17 protein-coding genes are annotated in these 24,535 nt (G+C 68.0%); 8 read left to right on the top strand and 9 right to left on the bottom strand.

The genetic code is table 11. The features are described 5' to 3' along the window. Nucleotides 1-14: 14 nt before the first annotated feature. The 6 genes from ACQP1O_RS34115 to ACQP1O_RS34090 form a co-directional block, all read right to left on the bottom strand. Nucleotides 15-6,218 (bottom strand): type I polyketide synthase, encoded by a 6,204-nt coding sequence (locus ACQP1O_RS34115; RefSeq protein WP_433562476.1) that lies wholly within the window; start codon nucleotides 6,216-6,218, stop codon nucleotides 15-17. Further along, nucleotides 6,215-10,192 (bottom strand): SDR family NAD(P)-dependent oxidoreductase, encoded by a 3,978-nt coding sequence (locus ACQP1O_RS34110; RefSeq protein WP_433562475.1) that lies wholly within the window; start codon nucleotides 10,190-10,192, stop codon nucleotides 6,215-6,217. Before ACQP1O_RS34110 ends, ACQP1O_RS34115 begins: the two co-directional genes overlap by 4 nt. A 3-nt stretch (nucleotides 10,193-10,195) precedes the next feature. Then, nucleotides 10,196-11,257, bottom strand: a complete 1,062-nt coding sequence (locus ACQP1O_RS34105; RefSeq protein ID WP_433562474.1) for a hypothetical protein — start codon at nucleotides 11,255-11,257, stop codon at nucleotides 10,196-10,198. Beyond that, entirely contained in the window at nucleotides 11,184-12,668 is a 1,485-nt protein-coding gene (locus ACQP1O_RS34100) for a recombinase family protein (protein WP_433562473.1), read from the bottom strand. Before ACQP1O_RS34100 ends, ACQP1O_RS34105 begins: the two co-directional genes overlap by 74 nt. Nucleotides 12,669-14,072: 1,404 nt before the next feature. Beyond that, the gene (locus ACQP1O_RS34095) at nucleotides 14,073-14,357 is read right to left on the bottom strand and encodes a hypothetical protein (protein ID WP_433562472.1); all 285 of its coding nucleotides are present in this window, start codon (nucleotides 14,355-14,357) and stop codon (nucleotides 14,073-14,075) included. 307 nt (nucleotides 14,358-14,664) lie between these two features. Beyond that, nucleotides 14,665-14,910, bottom strand: a complete 246-nt coding sequence (locus ACQP1O_RS34090) for a hypothetical protein (RefSeq protein WP_433562471.1) — start codon at nucleotides 14,908-14,910, stop codon at nucleotides 14,665-14,667. Between ACQP1O_RS34090 and ACQP1O_RS34085 the strand changes: the two genes are divergently transcribed. Continuing rightward, complete coding sequence (locus ACQP1O_RS34085) at nucleotides 14,909-15,154, top strand: hypothetical protein (protein ID WP_433562470.1); 246 nt, start codon at nucleotides 14,909-14,911, stop codon at nucleotides 15,152-15,154. The genes ACQP1O_RS34090 and ACQP1O_RS34085 overlap by 2 nt on opposite strands. A gap of 74 nt (nucleotides 15,155-15,228) precedes the next feature. Here the strand turns inward: ACQP1O_RS34085 and ACQP1O_RS34080 are convergent, their stop codons facing one another. Then, entirely contained in the window at nucleotides 15,229-15,831 is a 603-nt protein-coding gene (locus ACQP1O_RS34080; protein ID WP_433562469.1) for a TetR/AcrR family transcriptional regulator, read from the bottom strand. A gap of 127 nt (nucleotides 15,832-15,958) precedes the next feature. Here ACQP1O_RS34080 and ACQP1O_RS34075 point away from each other — a divergent pair, with 127 nt between their 5' ends. Continuing rightward, on the top strand, nucleotides 15,959-17,434 hold the full coding sequence (locus ACQP1O_RS34075; protein WP_433562468.1) for an MFS transporter: 1,476 nt from the start codon (nucleotides 15,959-15,961) through the stop codon (nucleotides 17,432-17,434). A 372-nt stretch (nucleotides 17,435-17,806) separates the two neighbouring features. Here the strand turns inward: ACQP1O_RS34075 and ACQP1O_RS34070 are convergent, their stop codons facing one another. Continuing rightward, nucleotides 17,807-18,418, bottom strand: coding sequence for a DUF2867 domain-containing protein (locus tag ACQP1O_RS34070; protein ID WP_433562467.1), 612 nt, complete (start codon nucleotides 18,416-18,418; stop codon nucleotides 17,807-17,809). Nucleotides 18,419-18,549: 131 nt separating this feature from the next. On the opposite strand from ACQP1O_RS34070, the gene ACQP1O_RS34065 reads away from it, so the two are divergent. Together ACQP1O_RS34065 and ACQP1O_RS34060 are read left to right on the top strand one after the other, a co-directional pair. Then, nucleotides 18,550-19,104: a TetR/AcrR family transcriptional regulator gene (locus tag ACQP1O_RS34065; protein WP_433562466.1), complete on the top strand. Its 555-nt coding sequence runs from the start codon at nucleotides 18,550-18,552 to the stop codon at nucleotides 19,102-19,104. Between the two features lie 118 nt (nucleotides 19,105-19,222). Next, complete coding sequence (locus tag ACQP1O_RS34060) at nucleotides 19,223-19,618, top strand: DUF6463 family protein (RefSeq protein WP_433562465.1); 396 nt, start codon at nucleotides 19,223-19,225, stop codon at nucleotides 19,616-19,618. A gap of 70 nt (nucleotides 19,619-19,688) precedes the next feature. Here the strand turns inward: ACQP1O_RS34060 and ACQP1O_RS34055 are convergent, their stop codons facing one another. Next, on the bottom strand, nucleotides 19,689-20,477 hold the full coding sequence (locus tag ACQP1O_RS34055; protein WP_433562464.1) for an IclR family transcriptional regulator: 789 nt from the start codon (nucleotides 20,475-20,477) through the stop codon (nucleotides 19,689-19,691). A gap of 144 nt (nucleotides 20,478-20,621) precedes the next feature. On the opposite strand from ACQP1O_RS34055, the gene ACQP1O_RS34050 reads away from it, so the two are divergent. The 4 genes from ACQP1O_RS34050 to ACQP1O_RS34035 all read left to right on the top strand — a co-directional run bounded on the left by ACQP1O_RS34050 (nucleotide 20,622) and on the right by ACQP1O_RS34035 (nucleotide 24,332). Further along, the gene (locus ACQP1O_RS34050) at nucleotides 20,622-21,431 is read left to right on the top strand and encodes a 2-keto-4-pentenoate hydratase (protein WP_433562463.1); all 810 of its coding nucleotides are present in this window, start codon (nucleotides 20,622-20,624) and stop codon (nucleotides 21,429-21,431) included. A gap of 5 nt (nucleotides 21,432-21,436) precedes the next feature. Further along, entirely contained in the window at nucleotides 21,437-22,420 is a 984-nt protein-coding gene (locus tag ACQP1O_RS34045; protein ID WP_433562462.1) for an acetaldehyde dehydrogenase (acetylating), read from the top strand. Continuing rightward, a complete protein-coding gene (dmpG, locus tag ACQP1O_RS34040; RefSeq protein ID WP_433562461.1) occupies nucleotides 22,417-23,442 on the top strand; it encodes a 4-hydroxy-2-oxovalerate aldolase in 1,026 nt (341 codons plus the stop codon). Before ACQP1O_RS34045 ends, dmpG begins: the two co-directional genes overlap by 4 nt. 272 nt (nucleotides 23,443-23,714) lie before the next feature. Beyond that, a complete protein-coding gene (locus ACQP1O_RS34035) occupies nucleotides 23,715-24,332 on the top strand; it encodes a TetR family transcriptional regulator (RefSeq protein WP_433562460.1) in 618 nt (205 codons plus the stop codon). Nucleotides 24,333-24,535: the final 203 nt, after the last annotated feature.

Raw genomic sequence — 24,535 nt, 5'->3', positions numbered from 1 at the left:
CTCCTGATGTCATGTCAGCCGACGGTCACGGGGACCGTGGGCAGTGTGTCGGTGAGTCGTTCGCCGATCGCGCCCGCCAGCGTCTCGGCGGTGCCGTAGGTCCACAGCAGGGTGGGCGAAAGCCGCAGTCCGAACGCGGATTCCAGGCGGTTGCGCAATTCCAGACTCATGAGGGAATCGAGCCCGAGCGCTTTGAACGGCGTGCGGGAATCGAGCTCGGCCGCGTGCATGCGCAGTACGCGCGCGGCCACATCGGTGATCTTGTCCCGGACCAGGACGTGCCGACCGGCGGCGGTGGAATCCGCCAGCGCCGCGTGGAATTCGCCCGCCCCCGCCACCGCCGACACGAGCGCGCTCCGCTGCCGCAGCAGCTGCCAGCTCGGTTGGGCGGCGGCGTCGGGATACGCATCGAACCACAGTCGTGGGTCGAAGGCCATATACCCGGCCACGGCTCGGTCCTGAGCGAGGAAGCCGGCCATGGCGTGCCACGCCTCGCCGGTGGTGTAGCTGGTGATTCCGCGTTCGATGAGCCGAGCACGCCGATCATCCTGTGCCGCGGCCAGACCCACGTCGGCGAAGTATCCCCATTGGATGCTCAACCCGGGCCGCCCCGCGTGCCGACGCGCCAACGCGAGCGCGTCGAGATAGGCGTTGGCCGCTACGTACGCGGCCTGTCCGGAGCTGCCGATCAATGCGGCGGCCGAGGAGAACAGGACGAACAGGTCCAGTGGATCGTCGGCGGTGAGCGTGTCCAGGTGCCGGGCGCCATCGATCTTGGGCCGAAGCACGCGCTCCAACCGGTCCGCCTCGAGCCCCAGGATGGTGGCGTCGTCGAGGATGCCAGCGGCGTGGAAAACCCCGCGCAGCGGCGGAAGTTGCGCGCGGATCGCGTCCAGTGCCGAGGCGAGCTCGGCCGCGTCCGCCACATCGGCCCGATAGCTGTGCAGCCCGGCCGCTTCCACCGCGTCAGGTGCGTTCCTGCCGATCAACGCCACCGCGCCCGCACCATTGGCGAGCAGGTGGTCGGCCAGACTGCGGCCCAGCGCACCGTGACCGCCGGTGATGACATAGGTGCCGCGTGCGCGGAAACGCCCCTCCGGCAGGGGATCCGGAGCGATGTCGGTGACCCGGCTCGGTCCGGTGAGCACGAGCGCGCCCCGGCTCTCCTGCTCGATCCCGGCGAAAGCCGCCAGCAGGGCCGCTGCCCCGGTGAATTCACCGACGGTGATGGCCCCCGGGGCTGCGGCCCGGACACCGACCCGGTGCCACGCCTCCCGCAGTGCGGCGGCGAACCGTTCGGGACGACGAACCATCAATCCGGGGACATCGACTGCCGCGAGGGTGATCCCGTTCGCGAACTGCCGCAACCCGATCCGACGATCGATCCGGATATCCGATGCGCCGACCGCGAGAAAGCGCCCGTCCTCGGCCAGCATCCGCAGGCCGAGCTCGACGGTCGACCCGGTCAGCGGATCGAGCACCACGTCGACCCCACGGCCGCCGGTCACCGCCCGCACCGCGTCCGCCCACTCCGGCGTCCGGGAATCGAAGACATGCTCGAGGCCGTGGTCGCGACGCAGCTCGTCCCGCTCCGCCGCGGTGGTGGTGGTGGCGATGATCCGCGCCCCGAGTTCGCGGGCGACGCGGAGTGCGGCTCGTCCCGACACCGTTGCGGCGGAGTGGATCAGCACCGTCTCTCCCGGCTCCAGTCGAGCGAGGGCGGTGAACGCGTACCAGGCGGTGGTGATCGCCATGGGCAAGGCCGCGGCGAGCTCGGCCGACATGGCGTCCGGAATCGGTTGCGTGTGATCGGCCCGCACGGTCAGATGCGTTGCCAGGGAACCGAACCCACAGGCCACCACCCGGTCGCCGACGGCGCGATCGGTGACCCCGGGACCGACCGCGCGGATGACACCCGCGCACGCGAGGCCCAGTGGATTCCGGTCCACCGCGTCGCCGGGAGACGTCCCCACCGCCCGTAGCGCGTCGAGGTAATCCACCGCCGCCGCTTCGATGTCGATCACCACCTCGCCCGACTCGGGTGAACGCACCTCGAACGGCCGCAGGTGCGGCTGGGCTCCGATCCGTCCGGCAGCGCCGACGAGCTGGAACGTACGCGTCGTGGCATGCCAAGGACGCACTGCCGCAGTGTTTTCCGGCTGCTCTCCCTGTTCCAGACGGCCCACGTACCGCCCGGCTCCGGTGCGCAGCACGATCTGGTCCTCGCCGGTTCGCGCCAGGAGTTCGGCGGCGCACTCATCGAACCGCCGGTACGGTGCGCCGAGATCGGGCGCGGCGAGATCGATGATCTCGGTGGACAATTCGGGGTGCTCGCGGCGCAGGACCCGAGCGAATCCCCAGTACAACGCGCCACCTGGGTCGGGGCACTCGGCGGGGTCGATCGCCTGGGCCGCCGTGGTCACCACCACCAGCCGTGGTGTCGCAGCGGATGATCGGACGCACGCGGTGACAAGGTCCCGGAGTTCGAGCAGCCCTCGGCGCTGGAGATCCAAGCCCGCGTCGGCCGGGGGCGCGAGGTGCACTATCGTGTCGGCCTGCTCGACGCCGACGGTGGCCCCACCGCGGCGCAGCGCCGCGGTCAGCTCGGCGACGGCGTCTCCGAACCCGGTGACGGCGAAAGTGCCTGCGGGCCCGCCTGTTTCCACGCGGGTGGCCGCCTGCCAGAGGAAGGACAGTTCACGCTCGTGCGTCCCGGTCTCGGCGCGCCCGTCCTCGATCGCGAGCAGTTCGAGGCCCAGGATGCGGGCCAGCGGCGCACGCTCGTCGTCGAAGACGTGAATATCGGCCGTGGCATCGGAGCGTCGGACGGCATAGGCCCAGGCGGTGTCGAGGTGTCCGGCCGGTCGGCCGTCCAGCAGCAGTTCATCGATGCCGCCGGGCAGAATGGTGTGCTCACCCTCGAACACAGCCAGCGCCGTCTGCATGGCGCAGTCCACGAGCGTGGCGTGCAACTCGCCCGGATGCGACGTGGCGCGAGCGCTCTCGCTGAGCACGATCCTGCCCAGCGCGAACTCTCCCGCTTCGTCGCGCCCGCGCCGGAGCTCGCGCAGCCCTTGGAAATTCGGCCCCAGGTCCACCCCGCGCCGGGCGCAGGTGGCGTAGAACTCGGCCACCGGCAGTTCGTCGCCGGGCAAGGGTTCGCCGGGTAGGGACGGGAACGGTCGCGGCGCGGCGCCGCTGTCGGGGGTCCGCAGCGCACGTCCGCGCGCATGCACCGTCCACGTCTCGGCGTCCGTGTCCAGCACCGCGATCTCGAAGCTCGCCCCGGCCGCGAAGTCCTGCCGCAGCGTGATTTCGACCCGGGACGGCATCGCGCCCAGGGTGAGCATTTCCACGAACCGCAACCCTGACAACGACACCGCGTCCGCACCGAATCGGGTGCGCGCCACCGCGAGCGCCAGCACCGCCCAGAACGCGCCGGGAACCACCACCGCGTCGCCGACCACATGATCGGCCAGCCAGGGGATCCCCGCCGGGTCGACCGGCAGCGTCGCGTGCCAGGTCCCGGCTTCGATAGTGCTGGGGTACAAGGGGATTCGATGCCTTCCTACCGCCGGTTCGAGCCGCGCCGGACCGGCGGCGGGGAGCCAATGCGATTGCGGGAGCAGCGGATACCGCGGCAGCGCCTGCGTCGTCGAGCCGACCGCCGCGAAGGGTCGCAGCCCGGCGACGAAGGCGCGCGCCAGACTGCGCGGCCACTCGATGCCGGGATCACAGTCCCGATAGAACGACGGCAGCACCCGCGGCGCGTCGGCGCGCTCGGCGGCCAGCTGTTCCACCGCTGGCAACAGCACCGGATGCGGGCCGATCTCGACCACATGGGTGACGCCGGTATCGAACAGCGCGTTCATCGCGTCGGCGAAAAGTACTGGGTTGCAAAGATTTGCCACCCAATAGTCGCCGATGAGGTCTTCCGGTCCGACGGTGCCCACCCGGACCGTCGAGAACATCTCCCGCTCGCCCGGTAGGGGCGCGACACCGGCCAGCTCGGCCTGCAAGGGAATCCGTACGGCCGCCATCCCGGGGCTGTGGGAGGCGTAGTCCACATTGACCATTCGGCAGAAGACGCCGTCGGCCCCGAGTATCTCGCTCAGCGCCTCGATGGCGTCGGCGTCACCGGAGAGCACGCACGAGGTCGGGCCGTTGTGCACGGCCAGCGCCACCAGATCCTCGAATCCCGCGATGGCGGCGGGAATCTCGGTGACCGGCAGCTCGACGGCCAGCATGCGTCCGGTCCCCGCGACCGACCGCAGCAGGGCACTGCGCCGAGCCACGATGAGCGCGGCGTCGTCCACGCTGAGCAGACCGGCCACCGTGGCCGCGGCGATTTCGCCCTGGCTGTGTCCGACGACGACGTCGGGCACGATGCCCGCCCGTCGCCAGCAGGCCGCGATGCCCAGGGACAACGCCCACAACACCGGCTGTACCTGATCCACCCGATCGAGCCAGCCCGGGCCCGCGGCGCCCGACAGCACCGCGACCGGATCCCAGTCGACGTGGGGTCGCAGCGCGGCGGCACACGTGTCCACGGCCGCGGTGAACTCCGCGTCCCGGCCGTAGAGCGCGGCGCTCAGGCCGTGCCATTGCCCGCCCTGGCCGGGGAAAGCGAAAGCGGTACGGCCGATTTCGCGGGCTCGTCCGGACAGCGTGGACGGCGATTCGGCGGCCGGGTCGTCGGCGTGCGCGCGCAGTGCCGCCGCCAGTTCGTCCGGGGCGGTGCTCAGCACCGCCGCCCGCAGCGGTTGCGCGGGCGCGCGCAGGCTCAGCGCGGCGACGATCGGGGCCACGCGGTCGGGTTCGGCGTCGAGCAGATCCGCGAGATCGCGGCACCGCTGCCGCAGTGCGGTCGCGGTATGCGCCGACACCGGAAGGAACCCCGCGACCTCGGTGCTCGGTGCCGTCTCCGGTGCGATGCGGGGCGCGCGACGCAACACCACGTGCGCGTTGGTGCCGCCCCAGCCGAACGAGTTCACGCCGATGCGGACGTCATCACCGTCCGGGAGCACGCTGTGCTCCCGCACGACTCGCACATTCAGCTCGTCGAAGTCGATATCGGGACTGAGCTCTTCGGAGTGCAGGCTCGGCGGCACCACGCCGTGCTCGAGGCACAGCACGGCCTTCACCAGTCCGGCGATACCCGCTGCGGCTTCCAGGTGACCGATATTGGTCTTCACCGAACCGATCAGCAGCGGTCCACTCGCGGCGGCGCGCCCGGCTCCGAGGATCTCACCGAGCGCCCGCGCCTCGATGGGATCGCCTCGGCGCGTTCCGGTTCCGTGGGCCTCGACATAGGCGAGCGTGTCGATGTCCAGCGTTCGCGTCGTGTAGGCCCGCCGCAGCAGATCCCGCTGGCCCTCGGAGGAGGGTGTCACCAGGCTCTCGCCGCCGCCGTCATTGTTCACGACGGTTTCCGCGATGACTGCCCGCACCCGGTCGCCGTCGCGCAGGGCCGCCCGCAACGGCTTGAGATAGATCGCGATCACGCCCTCGCCACGGACGAATCCGTTCGCGCCGACCCCGAAGGCCGCGCACCGCCCGTCCTCCGACAGCCCGCCGAAATACGTGAGGCCGACCGAAACATCCGGTGCCAGAATCAGATTCACGCCACCGACCAGGGCCGCGTCGATATCCCCGGACCGGATGGCCCGGACCGCCAGGTCCAATCCGACCAGGGCCGAGGAACAACCCGTCTCGACGGTCATGCTCGGTCCGGTCAACCCGAGGGTGTAGGAGACCCGCGAGGCGATGACATCGAGCGCATTGCCGACCGAACTGTGCTGGCTGGCGCCGAGGCCGCGCTGCTTGCGCAGAATCTCGTAGTCGTGCCACGAGGCGCCGATATAGACGCCGGTGCGGGAGCCACGGAGGTCATCCGGGCGCGCACGGCCGTCTTCCACCGCGCGCCAGGCCATTTCGAGCATCAGGCGCTGCTGCGGATCGATATCGACGGCCTCGCGCGGCGACACGGCGAAGAACGCCGCGTCGAATTCCGCGACGCCGTCGATGAACCCGCCGACGGCCTGAATCCTGTGCTCTCGGTCCAGCGGGGCGTCGGTGTCCCAGCGTTGTTCGGGCACCGGGCGAATGGCGTCGCCGCCGGTGTTCAGCAGCTCCCACAGCGCCTCGATATCCGCCGCACCCGGAAATCGGCCCGCCATGCCGACGATCGCGACGGGCTCCATCCCCGCGGTGGTCATCCGACGCTCCCGACCGACTCCGCCGTCACGACCGCGGTGTCGCGCAGTCGGTCCGTCGCCTCGGTGAGGCGGGCGATGAGGTCGGTGGGCAAGGGCTCTCCGTCATAGATGGCCGATAGGCGATCGAGGAGCTGTTCGACCTCGACGACGATCGGGGCGGCCAGGTCGGCGGGCCGCGGGATGATCTGTTCGAGCACGTGGCCGGCCAGCAGCCGGACCGTCGGATGCTTGTAGATCACGGCATTGCCCACCCGCACGCCGGTCATCGCCCGCAACCGCGCACCGAGTTCGATCGAACCCAGGGAGTCGAGACCCATCTCGGCGAACTGCCGATCCGATTGCACCACATCGGGTGTGGCGTGCCCGAGCACCATCGAGACCGGCGCTTTGAGCAGTTCGGTCATGGCGGAGAGCCGCTCCGCCGGACCGAGCGCCGCCATCCGAGCCGTCAGCGCGGCCGGGTCGTCGGCTTTCGCCGCGGCTCGGCCCCCGGCGTGCGGCAGCGCCCGGAACAGTGGCGCGGGTTTGCCGGTCGACCCGTCGGCCACCACCGAGATGTCCAATCCGACCGGAAGCGCGTAGGGCACCCCGGTGCGCAGTGCGGCATCGAAGAATTCGACGGCCTCCGCGGATGTGATCGGGGTCAGCCCCAAGCGGCCGAACCGGGCGCGGTCCGCGTCGTTGAGTTCGTCGAGACTGGACGTGTCTCCCCACCAGCCCCAGGCCAGTGCGGTTGCGGGCAGTCCGCGCCGCTGCCGGTACCCGGCCAGACCGTCGAGGAAGACATTGGCGGCGCTGTAGTTGGCTTGACCGGGCCAGCCGAATACCCCTGCCGCGGAGGAGAACAGCACGAACATCGACAGGTCCAGGTGCGCGGTGAGTTCGTGCAGGTGCCACGCGCCGACGGCCTTCGCGGCCAGCGTGGTATCGAGCTGGTCGGCGGTGAGCGCGGTGAAGGTCGCGTCGGCGAGCGCCGCGGCGAGATGGACGACCGCCCCGACCGGATGCGCGTCCGGCACCCGGGCCAGCACGGCGGTCAGCGCGTCGCGATCGCTCACATCGCAGGCGGCAACGGTCGTCTGCGCGCCCATCGCGGCCAATTCCGCTGTCAGTTCCGCGATTCCGGCCGCTCCCGCACCGCTGCGGCTGGTGATCAGCAGATGCTTCGCGCCGTAGCCGCGGACCAGGTGCCCGGCGATGATCGCACCGATCGCACCGGTGCCACCGGTGATCAGCACGGTGCGGTTCGGATCGAAGGCGGGCGGCGCGGCGGCCGCCTCGGGCGGGGGCGCGACATCGGCCCCTGAGCGGAGGCGGCGGCCGAGGAATTCGCCACGGCGCATCGCCAATTCGGGCTCCTCTAGGCGCAGGGCGGTCGCGATCTCGTCGAGGCTGATGTCGTCCGCGTCGAGATCGATTTGCACGATGCGGTCCGGATGTTCGGACTGCGCGGTGCGCACCAGCGCCCACGCGCTGGCGTCCACCAGCGCGGAGACACCCGCGTCGGCCTCGGCCGAATGCACACCGCGGGTGAGGATGACGAGCTTGCTCTCGGCGAATCGTGGCTCGGCCAGCCATGTTTGGATCGTCTTCAGCATCCCGGCGAGTTCGGCGCGCAGCGCCTGCGGCGGCTGCGCATCGGATCCCGTGTCCCCGGAGACCAGCCGCGACCACACCACCACGGGCGGCACGGCGTCTTCGTGATGCACCGCGGCATAGAGGGATTCGAGGTCACGGTGCGTGCCGACCGCCCCTCGCACGCCGAGCGGCCCAGCGCCGACAATCGCCCATTCACCCCGGCTGTCGGAGTAGCGTCCGCGCCACGCCTGGAGGGGCAGCCATTCGACGCCGAAGAACGCGGGGCGCGAGCCGTCGACCGCAGCCTCGTTCCCCATGTCGGGGCCGGCGTCGGATACGACCGTATGTCGATACCGGCGACGTTGGAAAGCATAGGTGGGCAGTTCGATCGGCCGCTCGGAGCCGACCGGGTAGATCGTCGGCCACGCCGGGGACATACCGCCGACATGCCCCTCGCCGATGGCGGTCAACACCCGGCGGATACCGGCGTCGTCGCGCCGGAGCGAGCCGAGAATCAGGCAGGAATCCGCCGCGTCGCCCAGCGATTCGTGCATGGCGGCGGCCAGGACCGGGTGCACGCTCAACTCGAGGAGAGCGTCGCAGCTCGCCGCGTGGACGCTGCGGCAGCCATCGTCGAAATTCACCGGCTCGCGCATGTTCCGGAACCAATAGTCCGGACCCAGTTCCTCGCCCGCCAGCACGCCGCCGACAACCGTGGAGACGAAGGTGACGTCGGTGGCGCGCGCCGTGACCGGGGCGACCGCGGCGGAAAAGCGTTCGCGCAGCACATCCACGTATTCGGTGTGCCCGGCGGCCTCGGCCGCGAGCCGACGCGCCCGCACGCCTTCCCGCTCGCACGCGGCGAGCATTCGCTCCACCGCCGCCACCCCGCCCGCGACGGTAGTGGCCGACGGCGAGTTGACGGCCGCGATGTGCAGATCCGCGATGCCGGACATCAGTTCACGCACCCGTGCGGCGGAGGCGTTGACCGCCGCCATCCCGCCGGTCCCCTTCAGCTCGACCAGGAGCTTGCTGCGCGAGACCACGATCCTGGCGGCGTCGGACAGGGTCAGCGCACCCGCGACATACGCGGCCGCTATCTCGCCCTGTGAGTGCCCGATCACCGCGGCGGGCACGATTCCGTACGACTTCCACAGTGCCGCAAGGGAAACCATTGCGGCGAACAGGGCGGGCTGCACGACGTCGGGACGTTCGACCGAGGGTGCGCCCGGCGCTTCGTTCAGCACGTCGATCAACGACCAGTCGACGAATTCGGACAGAGCCGCATCGCATTCGGCGATGGACGCCGCGAAAACCGGGGATTCGGACAGCAATTGCGCGGCCATACCCGTGAATTGCGGGCCGTGGCCGGGGAAGACGAACGCCACCCGGCGGGGCACGGCGCGGCCCCGAGGCGGCCCCGCCGGATTGCCCGCGGCCACGGCCGCCAGCCCGGCCAGCAATTCGACCCGATTGCGCCCCAGCACCACCGCACGGTGGTCGAAGGTCGACCGGGTCGTGGTCAGCGCGTGGCCTACCTCGCGCGCGGTGATCTCGGGGTGCGCCCGGACGTGGTCGGCGAGGTGCGCGGCCTGCGCGACCAGCGCCTCGGGCGACTTGCCGGACAGCGGCCAGATGACCAACGGCACCCGGTGACCGCGGTCCGACAGCATGGCTGGCGCGGACTCTGGTGCCCGCTCCAGCAGCACGTGGGCACCGGTGCCACCGGTGCCGAACACCGATACCGTGCCCCGGCGCGGCATCGGGTCCTCGCCCAGCGCGCGAATCAGGTCGAGCACGGCCGAGATGCCCGTCATCGGGGAATCACCCCGCAACTCTTCCTGGACATCGAGGTCGGCGGCCGTGGTGCCGGCCGCGTGCAACAGGGTGTCGGTGGAATCGCCCTGATCGATCACGGAGCCCCGGACCAGGGCGAGCACCCGGTGGCCGCGCTCGTGGGCGTCGGACAATCGCTCCAGCACGAAGACCGCCGCGCCCTCGGCCAGGCCGCCGACGCCGCCCGCGAGCGCGAGCGAACAGTCACCGGCGGTCAACGAACGCGTCGCGAGCGCAAGGGCGGCCAGCGTGGCGGACGCGCCGGTGTCGATGCTCAGCACCGGACCGCGCAGGCCCAGCACGGTGGCGGCGCGGCCGAAATCGCCGCCAGCGGCGCCGATATGGACGCTCGTGTCGCTCCCGTGCAGCGTCGTCGGGTCGATACCCGCGTATTCCACTGCCTGCCAGCAGGTTTCGAGCAGCATCAGGAGCCGGCCATCGGTGGCCTCGGCCGCCGCCTGATCGAATCCGAAGAACTCCGCGTCGAACGCGCCCGGTTCCGCACTGGCGGCCAGGCCGACGATCGCGATGGCGTCACCGGTAGGGACATATTCCGACATGTGTCACCCCAGCGCTTGCGTCGACGTGGCCGCATCCAGCTCATCGGGCGTGAGAATCAACGTCATGGTCAGCGGCTCCACCACCAGACGCTGCGGTAGACCCGGCCCGAGTCCGATCACCGTGGTGGTTCCGATTCGCTCGACCTGCGTCATCAGTGGCTTGACGCCGGCGGAACGAATGTGGTTGTCCCGGAAGAACTGTCGCACTTCCTCGGCCGTGGACACGGTATCCGGGGTGTGCGAAGAGAACAGCGTGATCTTCGGATCCCGGAAGGTCATCCCGGCGACATAGGGTTCCATGAAGTCCGTCGCGTACTGCGCGAGGGGACTGTGGAACGCGCCGGGATACTCCTCCAGCATCTGCATGCGACGCGGATGCTCGGCGACCAGCTCCTCCAGCGCGTCGACATATCCCGACAGCACGATGACGTGCACATCGCCGCCGTGGGCGGCGTCGTAGTCGGCCGCGAGATAGATTCCGGGGCGACGCTCGCCGTAGTAGTCGAGCGGGTCGTCACCGAATCGCAAGGCGGCCACCGCCATTCCCTGCGGTCGCGAGTCGGGCGACTGCGGTGGAATGAGCCGGTGGTGGTGCAGCATCTGGAACAGTTCACTGCGCTCGACCGCACCGGCCAGACTGGCGGCGATCACGCCGCCGAGGCTGATACCGCCGACGGCGTCGGGATGAATGCCGCGCTCGGCGAGCACGTCGTACATACCCACGACCAGCGTCGCCTGCCGCAATCCGTCGAAAGCGTGCAACGCTTCCTTGCCTTGACTGCTGCCGCCGCCGACGAGCAGATTCTGGACGGAAAGTTCCGTCCATTCGGCGACCTCGTCGAATGCGCGGCGAATTGTCGCATAGCGGTCATAGAATTCTTGGACGGACGAATCTGTCAGTGGGATATGACCACCGAGCAAATAGGATGTAGCCACACTCGGACCCTTCCGGTCGACAAAGGGTCGCGAAGTCCCCCCCGATGCCAACCGCTCAGAAAATTCGGTTGCGTAACAGTTCCGCCACGCGAAGCGCGTATAGACGGAAGAAGAAGCCCCCAAATGCATTGCGTATCTGTGAAGTAGCACTGCCCGCTGCATGGGGCGCAGCACCAAATCTAGAACTGGTTACAGAAACTGTCAAGGCGTCCCGGAGATCCTTCGTCGCGAATCGTTCCGCGACGTGGGAATCTTCATCGAGCTGGGTTCTTCTCCGGTTCTCGAGGAGTTCCGGCGATCGGACGCTACCGCGCCGCTCCGACTCCATTGGGGCTGGTACCGCAGAAGCGGTACCAGCCCCAATGTCGTTTCCGGGTTGGGGGATGCGGAAGGTGGGGACCAAGCGATCGGGACCGGTGATGGCGACGTGGGCGACGGGTTCGTTGTCGAGCGTGATCGTGAGTTGGTCGCGGCGGGTGGCAAGTTGGCTTGTCTTGGTGCGCAATTCGCCGAGTCGTTCGGCGAGGAGTTCGGGGTCTAGAGTGCTGTTTTCGAAAGCGTTCAGGTAGCGGTCGATCGCCTGCTGGGCTTTCGTGAGCTCGCCCGTGACAGTGGTCAGTTCGGCGCGTGTGTCGCTGCTGGTGTCTTGGTGGTGGCGCTTCTGGGCGGTGATGGCTTGGTCAATCAGATCGTGGCGAGTGCGGTAGAACTTGCCCAGAGCTTCGAGGACGGCGGCGTCGACGGAGTCTGCGTCGAGTCGGGTGAAGACGCATTTATCGGTGTCGTAGCGGGCATGGTTGAAGCAGGCGTAATAGCGATAGGAACGGGACCGCCCGGTGGCGCGGGTGCCGATCATGGCGCGCCCGCAACGCGGGCAGCGCAAGCGGCCGGTCAACAGGTAGTCCGATGAGTTCGCGGCGCGGTGGGCGTGGGACTCCCCGCAGGCGTCGAGGATTGACTGGGCGTGCTCGAAGGTGGTGGCGTCGATGAGGGCGGGATGGGTGTCGGTGACGGTGGTGCCACGGAAGGTCAACTCGCCGAGGTAGATCCGGCTGCTGAGGATCCGCAGCACGTGATGGCCGGACCACTCCCGGCCAGTGCTGGCACGATGACCCCGCGTGTTCAACTCTGCGGCGACGGCACGGGCACCGAGACGGCGGCAGGAATAGAGGTCGAAGATCATGCGCACCACCACGGCTTCGGCTTCGTCGACCACTAGCGTCTGTGTGGTTTTGTCGACTTGGTAGCCGTAGGGTTGTTTGCCGCCCTTCCACAGTCCTTTGGCGGCTTTGCGTTCCATGCCCGCGATGACGCCGTCGATGATGGTGTCGCGTTCGAATTGGGCGAACATGCCCAGCATCTGCACCAGCAAGCGGCCCATGGGTGTGGAGGTATCGAATGGTTCTGTGGCGGAGCGGAACACGACTCTGGCCCGGTCCAGATCGTCCAGCAGGGTGACCAGGTCGCGCAGGCTGCGGGAGAAGCGGTCGACCCGGTAGACCACAAGCACATCGATGAGTCCGGCACGCGCGGCTTGCAAGGCGCGTTGCGGGCCGTTCGGTGCTCGGCGGAAGCGTCGTCGGTGAACGACGTCGTGTGTCGCCAGCCGGGTTGGGAATCGATGTAGGAGGCCAGCCGGGCGTCTTGGGCTTCGATGGAGTAGGGCTGGTTGTCTTCGGTGGTGGAGCGGCGGGTGTAAGTCCCTACCCGCACGTCCTGCCCCCAGTCGGCCGTGTCAGTGGCGATACGCGAGTTTGAGGATTTCTTGCTGCCTGCCATGCTGCCGGTCCTTCCCATCTATACACGTTTCTCGCAAAGGTGGATATCCGAAACAACCTGTGACGGTACGGAATTCGGGTGCGGGATTGGGTCCGGTATGTCGCCGATCCTATTGTCCCTCGATCGGGTTTCGAATGTATTGGTGTGGCGGCTATTTCGGTCGTGGCGTTTCATGCGGCATCCCGTTCGCCGTTGTCGGGGTGACGGTGGATCCATGCGGTGAGAAGGTCAGTGAGGAGGGTGACGGCATGGTCGTGTTGGGTGGCGGTGAGGGGTCGGTGTCGACTCGGTCGATGTGCCAGCGTTGGTGGGCGCGGTCACGAGCAGGTGGCCCGGCGGGTTCTGTACCTGTCGGGGAGTGTTTTCCGGGTTCGGGACGTTCCATCGGGGCTCCTGTGAGATGTTCGGCGTTTGGCGTGGCGTCACCCTGTACTGGCAGGAGAACCCGCGTTTATCCGCGTATGAGACCGGAATTGATGCAATTCCGTGTTCCGCGGTCAAAGTTCGGCATCAATCACGGGGTCCGCTGGGTTCCGGTATTTGGCGGTGTCGCGCCCGTTAACTGCAAAGAAGGGGCCCGATTTCGATATTTCAGTGCGAAACAGTTCAATAATGATCGGAGTCGCCGCAGGAATGCGCCCCACGGGCGATCGTCTTGTCCCTGGGGCGCTTTGCAGCTTGGCCAGCCGGTCCTGTGCGCGGCTGCCCGCCGCAGTGCACGACACGGCCGCCGCGCCGCCCCCTACGCGATGAACCCTCAGTATTGATACTGAGTCGGGATTTCGAGCCAACACCCGGATCCTGCCGTTGAGCGGCGCGGATGCTGACACCGTGTTCGGCGTTTGGGGTGGCGGCTATAGGACGCCGAGCAGACGCTGACCCATCCGCGCCACCAAACGCCACCCCATCCGCAGCCGGGTTGTCGTAGTGGCCGTTCATCGGGCATCACCGCCAACCGGTTGCCGGACACCTACCGCCCGGATGATGATGTCCGGCCCGTCGACCAGGACCGCGCGGTTCGTATGCTGGTCCGTCAGGTCCACCGATCGTCACAACGCGAACACTTGGCATAGGCAACTTTGCGGAGTTTCCTCTTGATCACCGTCCTCGCCTTCCGGCACCGCCGATCCGTTGTTATGGCCCACCCCGATGGCCGCGCTGGTCGCTAGGTATCCCTACGCAGGAGCACGGCCGATCCTGCGGTGACGATGAGGCCGCCGATGATCAGGAAACCATCCGTCGAATAGCGAACAGTCCGTTGCTGATCGAAGGTTCTGGTGATGGTGCGGCCCTTTTCGGTGGTGGTGCACACCTGATCGGATTCCATGCGGTGTCCGGCGCAATTCACTGGTACCAGTAGCAGCCGTGCCGTTCCGGCGATGAGCAACAGCAGGCCCACACCGATGCCGATGCGGTGGGCGATTCCCAGGGAGCGTCGAGACGGACGCATGCGTGTCCTAGCGGTGAAAGTGATTGGGGGATCAGGGTTCGAGAAGGGGTGAGGGGGATTGTCGCCCGGCGGAGCCGGGTATGGCGCAGGCGCGGCTCGTATGTGGTGGCATCTCAACCTAGCGTTCGGACCATGAGGTTGTAAGTATCGGCTTGTGGATCGTCAGGCGCGAAGTACTGGGGCGCACCGGCTCACCGCCCCGGCACCACCTTCCCTCTGACCCGCCGCGAGGCCGCGGTGCTCACCTCCAGCGCCGGACAGCCCTTGCATATCCGTGTGCGCGTTTTGCCGAATTGCGAATGCGCGTTCAGCCGCTCCGGATCGTGTACTTCTTGCCAACACTGAAACGGCGGCTTGGCCGGAGCCTCGCCGTCGCGTGGGTGGTTTGAGACGCAGTGGATTCGTTGTGGTCGGGCGTGCGGAGCGGTTGCAATAATCGGGCATCCTCGATCGAATTCGATCGGACACCTACCGCCCGGACCATGATGTCCGGCCCGTCGACCAGCACCGCCCGGTTCGTATGCTGGTCCGTCAGGTCCACCACGGGTTTCATGCCCGAACGTTTCCCAATGGGCCGGTATCGCGAGAGCGGTGCCGGCCCACTGTCATTTGTGTGGTCAGCTCATGGCCGGTGCGACCTCGAGTCACTGCCCTTCTTTGCCGCGCGACCCATCGCGTTGAACCTGGGCTATGTCGAGGGACTGCTGTCCGCAGAACGCGCGGACGCTCTGGTCGGCGCGCTCGCCGAAACGTTGCGCGATGCCGTACAGGTCACCGAAAGCGCTGCGGCGCACTGAATTTCACCGGTGCGTGGTGCGGCGGCGTCGTCTCCATGAGCTGTGGAGCGGCGCCGTCTCGGCGAAAGGGAGCGTCAGCGTATGCCCGCCAACGGTTCCCAGGCGGCCATGGCGGCTGCGACGATGGCATCCAGGTCGGCGCGGGTGGCGCCATCGTGGGCCTGAATCGACATGCCCTGCTGGACCGTGGTGTAGAACGCCGCCATGGTGTCGACGGTCGCCTCGCCGGGCAGGTCGCCCTCGGACACCGCGCGTCGCAGCCGGGCCGCGATCGCGGCCTGCATGCCGTGCCGGAGATCCGCGAGGTAGACCTGGACGTCCTGACTGATGGCGGTCCGCGCGGCCATGACGACCATGCATCCGGGCGGCGTCGTAGGATCGGCGTAGAAATCGGCGCTGGTGGACAGCATTCCGTGCACCGCCTCGCGGGCGCCGGGTGCGTGCTCGAGCGCCAGTCGTGCGGGGTTTCCCGCGATCGAGTCGTAGAGTTGCACCGCCTCACGGAAGAGCTGTTCCTTGGAGCCGAAGCAGGCGTAGATGCTCGGTGAGGCGATCCCCATCGCGGCCGTGAGGTCGGTCATCGACGTGCCCTCATACCCGTTGCGCCAGAACGCGACCATCGCCTGCCGTAGCACCGCATCGCGGTCGAAGCCGCGCGGGCGACCACGCTCTCCCATTCCTGCACCCAGCCTTCTGTGGCTCCGGATTAATTCTGTGTCGTTCACCAAAGATATCTCTTGACGCGGCTTCCGGCGCACTGATACCCATTTCTGTGTCGATCAACATAGAAATCGAGGGTGGGAAATGACGACCGAACGGAACCCCTGGGGCGCGCTGGGCGCCCTCTGCGTGGGCTACTTCATGATCCTGTTGGACATGACGATCGTCGCGGTGGCGAATCCGGCGATCATGAGTGGCCTGAACACCGATATGTCCAAAGTGATCTGGGTGACCAGCGCGTATCTGCTCACCTTCGCGGTGCCGCTGCTCATCACCGGGCGCCTCGGCGACCGGTTCGGACCGAAGCACCTGTATCTGGGCGGGCTGGCGATCTTCACGCTGGCGTCGCTGTGGTGTGGCCTCGCGGGCAGCATCGGCGCGCTGATTGCCGCACGCGCGGTGCAGGGCCTGGGCGCGGCATTGATGGCGCCGCAGACGATGGCGGTGATCGGCCGAATCTTCCCGTGGGACAAGCGCGGTGCGGCCATGGGCGTGTGGGGCGGGGTCGCGGGCATCGCGACGCTGGTCGGCCCGATCTTCGGCGGTGCGCTCATCGACAACGGCGGTTGGCAGTGGATCTTCTATGTCAACGTGCCGATCGGCTTGCTGGCGTTCGCTCTTGGCATGTGGCTGGTTCCGGCGCTGCCGACGAACGCTCACCGCTTCGACATCCCCGGGGTGATCGTCGTCGCAATCGGTATGTCGGCGTTGGTGTTCGGCATCCAGGAGGGCAACGGCTACCACTGGGCGGGCTGGGTGTGGGCCCTGATCATCGGCGGTCTGGTCGTGCTCGGGCTGTTCCTGGTCTACCAGGGCCGCGTGAAGGACGAACCACTGGTGCCGGTCGGGCTCTTCCGGAACCGCAACTTCTCGCTCGGCAATGTGGCGACCGGTGCGCTGGGCGCGGCCATGACGGCGCAGATGGTGCCGTCGTACTTCTACCTGCAGGCCGTGCGTGATCTGTCACCGACCAAGGCGGCCTTGGTATTCGCCCCGATGGGGGTCGTCTCCGCCATCCTGTCGCCGGTCGTCGGCAAGCTCTCGGACAAGGTGCCGCCGCGCTATCTGCTGACCTTCGGCTTCACCCTGTTCACGGCGGCGGTGCTGTGGTTCGTCGCCCTCGCCACCCCGCACGGGTCCATCCCGCTCATGCTGGTGATGTCGGTGCTCTGCGGCATCGGCAGCTCCTGCATCTGGGCGCCGCTCCCAGCGACCGCGCTGCGCAGCCTGCCGCTGCGGCAGATGGGGGCGGCCTCTGGCATTTACAACACCACCCGCCAGGTCGGTTCGGTGCTCGGTAGCGCGGGCATCGGCGCGCTGCTCACCGCGCGCATGGCGGCGCACGGGCTGCCCGCCTCGCCCGCCGAGGCCGGCCACATTCCCGATCTCGTCAAGGCGCCCTACTCCTCGGCATTGACCGACTCGCTGTACCTCACGGTGATCCTGCTGGTGGTGTGTGCGGTCGCCGCGGTGTTCTTCACCTCACCCACGGCGGTTGCCGCCGCGCCGGCTCCGGCGGTGCAGAAGGAGGCCGAGCCGGATCTGGCCGGTCAGCACTAGCCTGTTCCAAGTGCTGAGAACCGCAGGTTTCAGGCCTGCGGTTCTCAGGGTTTCTCACCGACGAGGCCGGTCCTCTTACTTCCTTTTGGGGCATGAAATTCGGTCTGTTCGGTTCGAATTGCAAAGCGCCGATCCGAATCATTTGAGGGTCGGCATCCAAGTGGCCTCAGCCGCGATGCCGAATGTGCTGTCAGGCAATGACTTCCGTCCCGGAGCGCGCGGGTCGTGGGAGCGCGGGATGCCGGGATGCGCTCTGTGGGTGAGGAGGGTCCTCATGTCTGCCGTCGAATGAGCCGGGGTGGAGTGCGGTCCCGTACTCCATCCTGTTCGCGAATATCTCACTCCGGCAGGCTCGTTCGATGCCTTGCGCGTTCACCTGCCCGACCGTGACTCGGTGTCCGGACGCGTGCGGTCGAGCCACGCGCGTTCCCATTGCCGGGTCATGGCCGGGTAGACGAGGAGGTACCGGAACGGTTTGATCCCCGCCATGTACATCCGGCCGAACAGGCCGTTGGGTTTGACCAGGGCTGCCATCCGCAATTCGTACGCTCCGTCGCCGACCCGCACCCGGCCGAGGTGGCAGACGGTGTGGACGGTCTTGTTCGCCAGCTCCAGCGCGCATTCGTCGTCGAGTTCGTACACGCCGGTGAAGGGGGTGTTCGGCAGGGGAGTCCCGGCTGGGCGCTCGCTCAGGTCATGCGGTAGCCGCTGGCGCAGGGATTCGACCCTGGCGCCGAGGCTCTGCCCCGGCTCGTCCCAGCCGAACAGGCTGCCGAGCCGCCAACGCACCGCGAACAGGAACCGGGCCAGCAGTGGCTGTCCCGAAGGTCCGCCGGCCGTCCGTAATGCCGCGAGCATGACGGGGAAGTCGTCCGGCCCGGCTCCGGGTGTCCGGAATGCCCACACGTCCTCGACGGTGAAGTCGGAAGCGATGTCGTGGATCCGCCACGGGCGGCGGGTGTGCTCGGTGACAGGGAGTCTCATCGATGTGTCCTTCGCGGCGGTCGTCGGCTCGCGGCTGGGCGTACCGACTGTTATACGGCAACGTATAAAATGGAGGTTAGACCCTCTTATGCGGTGGCGTATAGATACGGGGATGTGAAAGGAGTCATGTCATGGGTGTGGCCCGCACGCCGCGCGAGGCGTGGATCGAGCAGGGCTTGCGGACACTTGCCGCCAGCGGCGTGGAGGCGGTCCGCATCGAGGCGCTGGCCAAGGCGCTCGGGGTGACCAAGGGTGGGTTCTACGGTTACTTCGCCGACCGCGAGGCACTGCTGACCGCAATGCTCGACACATGGGAGCGTGAGAGTGTCGATGAGGTGCTCGAGGTCGTGCGAAGCGAGGACGACCCCCGCGACAAAGTTGCTCTGGCCGGCCGATTGACCCTGTCCAGCGATCGTCTGCTGGGGGTCGACCTTGCGATCCGCAACTGGGCTCGCCATGACGAGGCGGTCGCCGCGCGACTGCGCCGGGTCGACAACGAGCGCATGAGGTTGGCGCGCGAGATGATCGGCACCTTCTGTTCCGACCCCGACGAAATCGAAGCCCGCAGCCTGCTCGCCTTCTGTCTGGCCATCGGAAACCAATTCCTCGCCGCCGACCACAACGGTCGCACCCGCGACGAGGTCCGTGCCCGGGCATCGGCGATTGTGCTCAACCGCCGCGTTTAGTGGCCCGTGTCACGCTTCAAGCATCTATACGGAGCCGTATATGCGAGGATACGCTGCGACTTATACGGTACCGTATAGATCTGGGAGGGTCGCGATGGAGCAGCCGTGTGAGAATCGGATGATCAAGTGGGCCGGCGGAATTCTCGCGTTCATCGGTGCCGGGCACCTCACTGTCGGGCTTTTGGCCAGTTCGGCCTACTTCGGGGACTGGTTGTCGTTGCGGCTTTGGGGCCACTGGTGGGAGGACACCACGCCGGCAATGGCCTTCTGGTCCAACCCGGCCGGTTTCGGTCTGCCGCTGGTGCTCGTCGGCTTGCTCGTGGTGTGGATGGACCGGAACGGCGTCGTTCCACCGGCCTTCCTGGCCTGGGCGGTGCTGGTCTGGGGCGCCGTGTGTGCCTTCATCGTCGAGCCGACCCCGGCCCCGGTGGTGGTGATCGCCGCCGGCCTGCTGCTGCGCGGCATCCGCCGCGCAGCCAAGTCCCCCGGGCCACAGCGTATTCCGGCTGTGTGATCGGTTCCCCTTTCGCCGCAACGGTTTTGGCAGTAGCCGAGCAAGCCGGCGTGCTGTGCAGTCCAGTGGTTCAGGCGGTGGGCGTGCTCATCAGCCGGGTCCGCCGGGCGAGGGTGAGTCCGATTCCGTCGGCGGCCGCGCGGACCGATGCCGCGTGGGCCTCCGGGTGGAACCGGTGGGACGGGCCCGCCACACTGATCGCCGCCACCACCTGGCCCGCGTCGCGGACCGGGGCGGACACACACACGAGGCCGGGGGCCGACTCCTCGAGTTCGAAGGCCACGCCGTCGGCCGCGATCCGATCGAGCTGCTTGCGAAGCGTGCCCGGCTGAACCATCGTCCGCGGTGTGTAGCGACGAAGCGGTCCTGCCAGGACCTGATCTCGGAGCGCCGCATCGGCGTTGGCCAGCAGCACCTTGCCGATGGCCGTGCAGTGCACCGGCATGCGGCCTCCGATCCGAGACGGAGCCCTGGCCTGCCGGCGTCCGCCGATCTTCGTCAGATACACGACATCCGTGCCGTCGAGGACACCCAGATGCACGGTCTCGTGAATCCGCGCGTTCAGCTCCTCCAGGAAGGGAATTGCCACCTCGAGCAGGCTCCGCTCGACCGACGCGCGCATTCCCAGCTCGAAAAGATGCCCGCCGAGCCGATATCCGGCCTCGGACCGGTCCAGCAGCCGCACCGCCACCATGTCCGACAGGACCCGGTGCAAGGTGCCCTTCGGGATGCGGGTCCGCCGCGCGAGTTCGGCGAGGCTCAACTGGGTGTCGTCGATCGAGAACGCCTCGAGGACCGCCATGGTCTTGCCCAGCACGGTCGAACCGTCCACCGCCCGACCGGCAACCGCAGGTGACATCGTCGACCTCCAATCATCCGGGCCCACGGCTCACTCTACGTGCAGAGCGTTCGGCTCAGTGGAACGCAACGCTGGCGGGTCCGTCCTGCCCGCGGTGACAGTGAGATCGCTGTTCCAGCCTTCGTCACGAATCCGGGGTTTCCGATGCCAATACCTCCAAGCCTTGACCGACGCTCCGCCGCGATCGCGGCCGCCGACCTGCTCGGCGCTGCTGCCCGCTCCGGCACCCCGTGCGCGCCGGTACGCGATCTGATCGGTGCCGACGACGTCGCCGCGGCTTATGCGGTGCAGGAACTGCTGACCGCCGAGCGCATCGCAGCGGGCGCCGAGGTCGTCGGGCGCAAGATCGGCCTGACCTCCCCGGCGGTGCAGCAGCAGCTCGGCGTCGACCAACCGGATTTCGGAGTGTTGTTCGACGACATGCGCTACCGGCAGGACACGCCCGTGCCGCTGAGCCGGTTGCTGCAACCGAAGGTCGAAGCCGAGATCGCGTTCGTGCTCGCATACGACCTGGTGGACGGGCCGCTCGACGACGAGCAGGTTCGCAGCGCGGTCGGCTACGCCGTGGCCGCGCTCGAGATCGTCGACAGCCGCATCGCGGGCTGGGACATCACGTTCGGCGACACCGTCGCCGACAACGCCTCCAGCGGCCTGTTCGTCCTCGGTGCCGAACGCCGCACCCTCGATGCCTTCGACCCTGTTTCGGTGCAGATGCAGATGGCGATCGACGGTGTCCACGTGTCGACGGGAACCGGCGCCGCCTGCCTCGGCGATCCGCTGCACGCCCTGGCCTGGCTGGCCCGGACCACCCGCGAGTTCGGTCGGCCACTGCGCGCCGGGCAGATCGTGCTCTCCGGAGCGCTCGGACCGATGGCCGCGATCGCAGGCCCTGCCACCGTCACCGCCGACATCACCGGACTCGGCTCGGTGACCGCGAACTTCATCCAGGAGTGAGAATCATGAACGACAAACCCGCCGAGCTGAAGGTCGCGGTGATCGGGTCGGGCAACATCGGCACCGATCTCATGATCAAGGTGATCCGGCACTCGGACGTGCTGACGATGGGTGCGATGGTAGGCATCGACCCGGAATCCGACGGCCTCGCCCGCGCCCGCCGGTTCGGGGTCCCGACCACTGCCGATGGCGTCGAAGGTCTGCTGAAGCTGCCGAACTTCGACGAGATCGACGTGGTCTTCGACGCGACCTCCGCCAAAGCCCACGCCGCCCACGCCGCGGTGCTCGAACCGCTCGGCAAACGCCTGATCGATCTGACGCCGGCCGCGCTCGGCCCGTTCGTCGTACCGGCGGTGAACCTCGACGAACATCGCCACGCACCCAACGTCAACATGGTCACCTGCGGCGGGCAGGCCACCATCCCGATCGTCGCCGCCATCTCCCGCGTCGCACCGGTCGCCTACGCCGAGATCGTCGCGTCCATCGCCTCGAAGTCCGCGGGCCCGGGTACCCGTGCCAACATCGACGAGTTCACCGAGACCACCGCGCACGCGATCGAAACGGTCGGTGGCGCCCAGCGCGGCAAGGCCATCATCATCCTCAATCCCGCGGACCCGCCGCTGATCATGCGCGATACGGTGCTGTGCCTGATCACAGCGCCCGATCCCGGCACACACCAGGCGATTCGCGAATCGGTGGAGCAGATGGTCGCGCAGGTGGCCACCTACGTGCCCGGCTATCGCCTCAAGCAACAGGTTCAGATCAGCGCCGTCCCGCAGGATCAACCGGTGCGCACCCTGCTCGGTCCGGACCCGGCGGCCGCGCCCACCCATCAGGTGACGGTCTTCCTGGAAGTCGAAGGAGCCGCCCACTATCTCCCGGCCTACGCGGGCAACCTCGACATCATGACCTCGGCGGCGGTGCGCTACGCCGAATCCATCGCCGACACTATCGCCGCCGCGCCGGCAGGACAGGAAGCGCTCCGGTGACCACCCGGCTGTTCATCCAAGACGTCACACTCCGCGACGGCATGCACGCTGTGCGCCATCGCATCACGCCCGACGACGTCGGCCGGATCGTGGCCGCGCTCGACGCCGCGGGTGTCGACGGCATCGAAGTTGCCCACGGCGACGGTCTCGCCGGAGGCAGCTTGAACTACGGGCCAGGGAGCAACACCGACTGGGAATGGATCGAAGCCGCCGCCGCCAATCTCACGAACGCTCGGCTGACCACGCTACTGCTGCCCGGCATCGGCACCATCGCAGAACTGAAGCACGCCTACCGGCTGGGCGTGCGGTCGGTGCGGGTGGCCACCCACTGCACCGAAGCCGATGTGTCGGCCCAGCACATCGCCACCGCACGGGAACTCGGCATGGACGTCTCCGGATTCCTGATGATGTCGCACATGGCCGAACCGGCTCGCCTCGCTGAACAAGCGAAACTGATGGAATCGTATGGGGCACAGTGCGTTTACGTCACCGATTCCGGTGGCCGGTTGACCATGAACGGAGTCCGTGACCGGGTCCGCGCCTACCGTCAGGCGCTCGATCCGGGCACCGAGATCGGCATCCACGCGCACGAGAACCTCTCGCTGTCGGTGGCAAATTCCGTCGTGGCGGTCGAAGAGGGCGTCACCCGGGTCGACGCCTCGCTCGCCGGACACGGTGCGGGAGCCGGCAACTGCCCGATCGAACCTTTCGTAGCCGTCGCCGACTTGTCCGGGTGGAAGCACAACTGCGATCTGTTCGCCCTGCAGGACGCCGCCGATGACCTGGTGCGGCCGCTGCAGGATCGCCCGGTGCGGGTAGACCGCGAAACGCTCACGCTCGGGTACGCCGGGGTCTACTCGTCCTTCCTGCGCCATGCCGAAACGGCGTCGCGGCGCTACGGCATCGACGTGCGCACGATCCTGCTCGAGGTGGGACGCCGAGGGCTGGTCGGCGGACAGGAGGACCTCATCGTCGACATAGCCCTGGACTTGCTCCACGCCTCCGGCCCGGCGACAGTCTGACGGAGGGCAGCGTCCCGGCGCGGCACCTTGCCCAGGTCATCGCACACTGGGACGGCGCCGCGCGGACGTGACGCAATCGCGGCGGCCGAGCCGGTCGAACATGCATGGCCGATGCCGAGCTCCGTCCGGCAGTGGCCCAGGTCGGGCTGGGTGTCCGTCCCAGCCTGTGGTTGCAATTTCACGCTATACTGAAATATGTTCGAGCAGGTGCTGAAGCAGCATCGGCAGGCAGTCATGGGCTCATGGAACGGACAAAAGGGGGACAGTAGGACATGGCGGCACGAGCGGGAAGAGGTCCGCGGGGGGAACGTGGCGCGCAGGCGGACCGCATCCTGACGGCAGCCCGCAAGTCCTTCGCCGAGCGGGGTTACAACGGGACATCATTGCGGTCGGTTGCTCAGGCCGCCGATGTGGATCCCACCCTGGTGAACTACTACTTCTCCAACAAGGCGGGACTGCTGAAAGCGGCGCTGGAGCCGCCGGCTGCCTTCGGCGAGCGCATTGCCGAGGCCGCCCAGGCGCCGTTGGAGGAGCGCGGGCGAGCCTTCGTGGAGGCGGCGCTGCGCATGTGGGAAGACCCGGCCACCGCGGAGGTCCTGCGCTCGATCATCCTCGCGGCAAGTCATGAGCCCTTCGCCATGGAGCGCCTCCGGTCCGTCTTCTCCGCGCTCGTCGTGCAGGTCGTGTCGGCGAGCCTTCCTCACGACGAGGCCGAGGTGCGCGCAAGTCTGGTATCCACGCAGATCGTGGGCCTGGCGATGACACGTTACGTCTGGGCGATCGACCGCATCGCCGACATCCCCACCGAGCAGGTCATCCACCTGATCGCGCCGACCGTGCAGCACTACCTCACGGGCGCCCTGGGCGAGGGCATCCCGGGGAACGCCTGACCGCAAGCGACTGCCCGGGTGAACATCGCCCGTCGGCCCGCCGATTTCCAGCGCGGACCGCCGGTCGTCAGTACCCCGGATTTTCCACCCGATTTAGGGGATGACCTGCTAGGGCGATGCGGCGGTCCCAGTTCGCGCCCCCGGGCTCCCCTCGGGCCATTCACGGACCCGACTCGTACGACAGGGGCACCGCGCTCGGGCTC

The organism is Nocardia sp. CA-151230 (assembly GCF_050942175.1).
Lineage (GTDB): Bacteria > Actinomycetota > Actinomycetes > Mycobacteriales > Mycobacteriaceae > Nocardia.
Note: the sequence above shows the minus strand (reverse complement) of the source record. Positions and strands in the feature narration are given on the sequence as shown.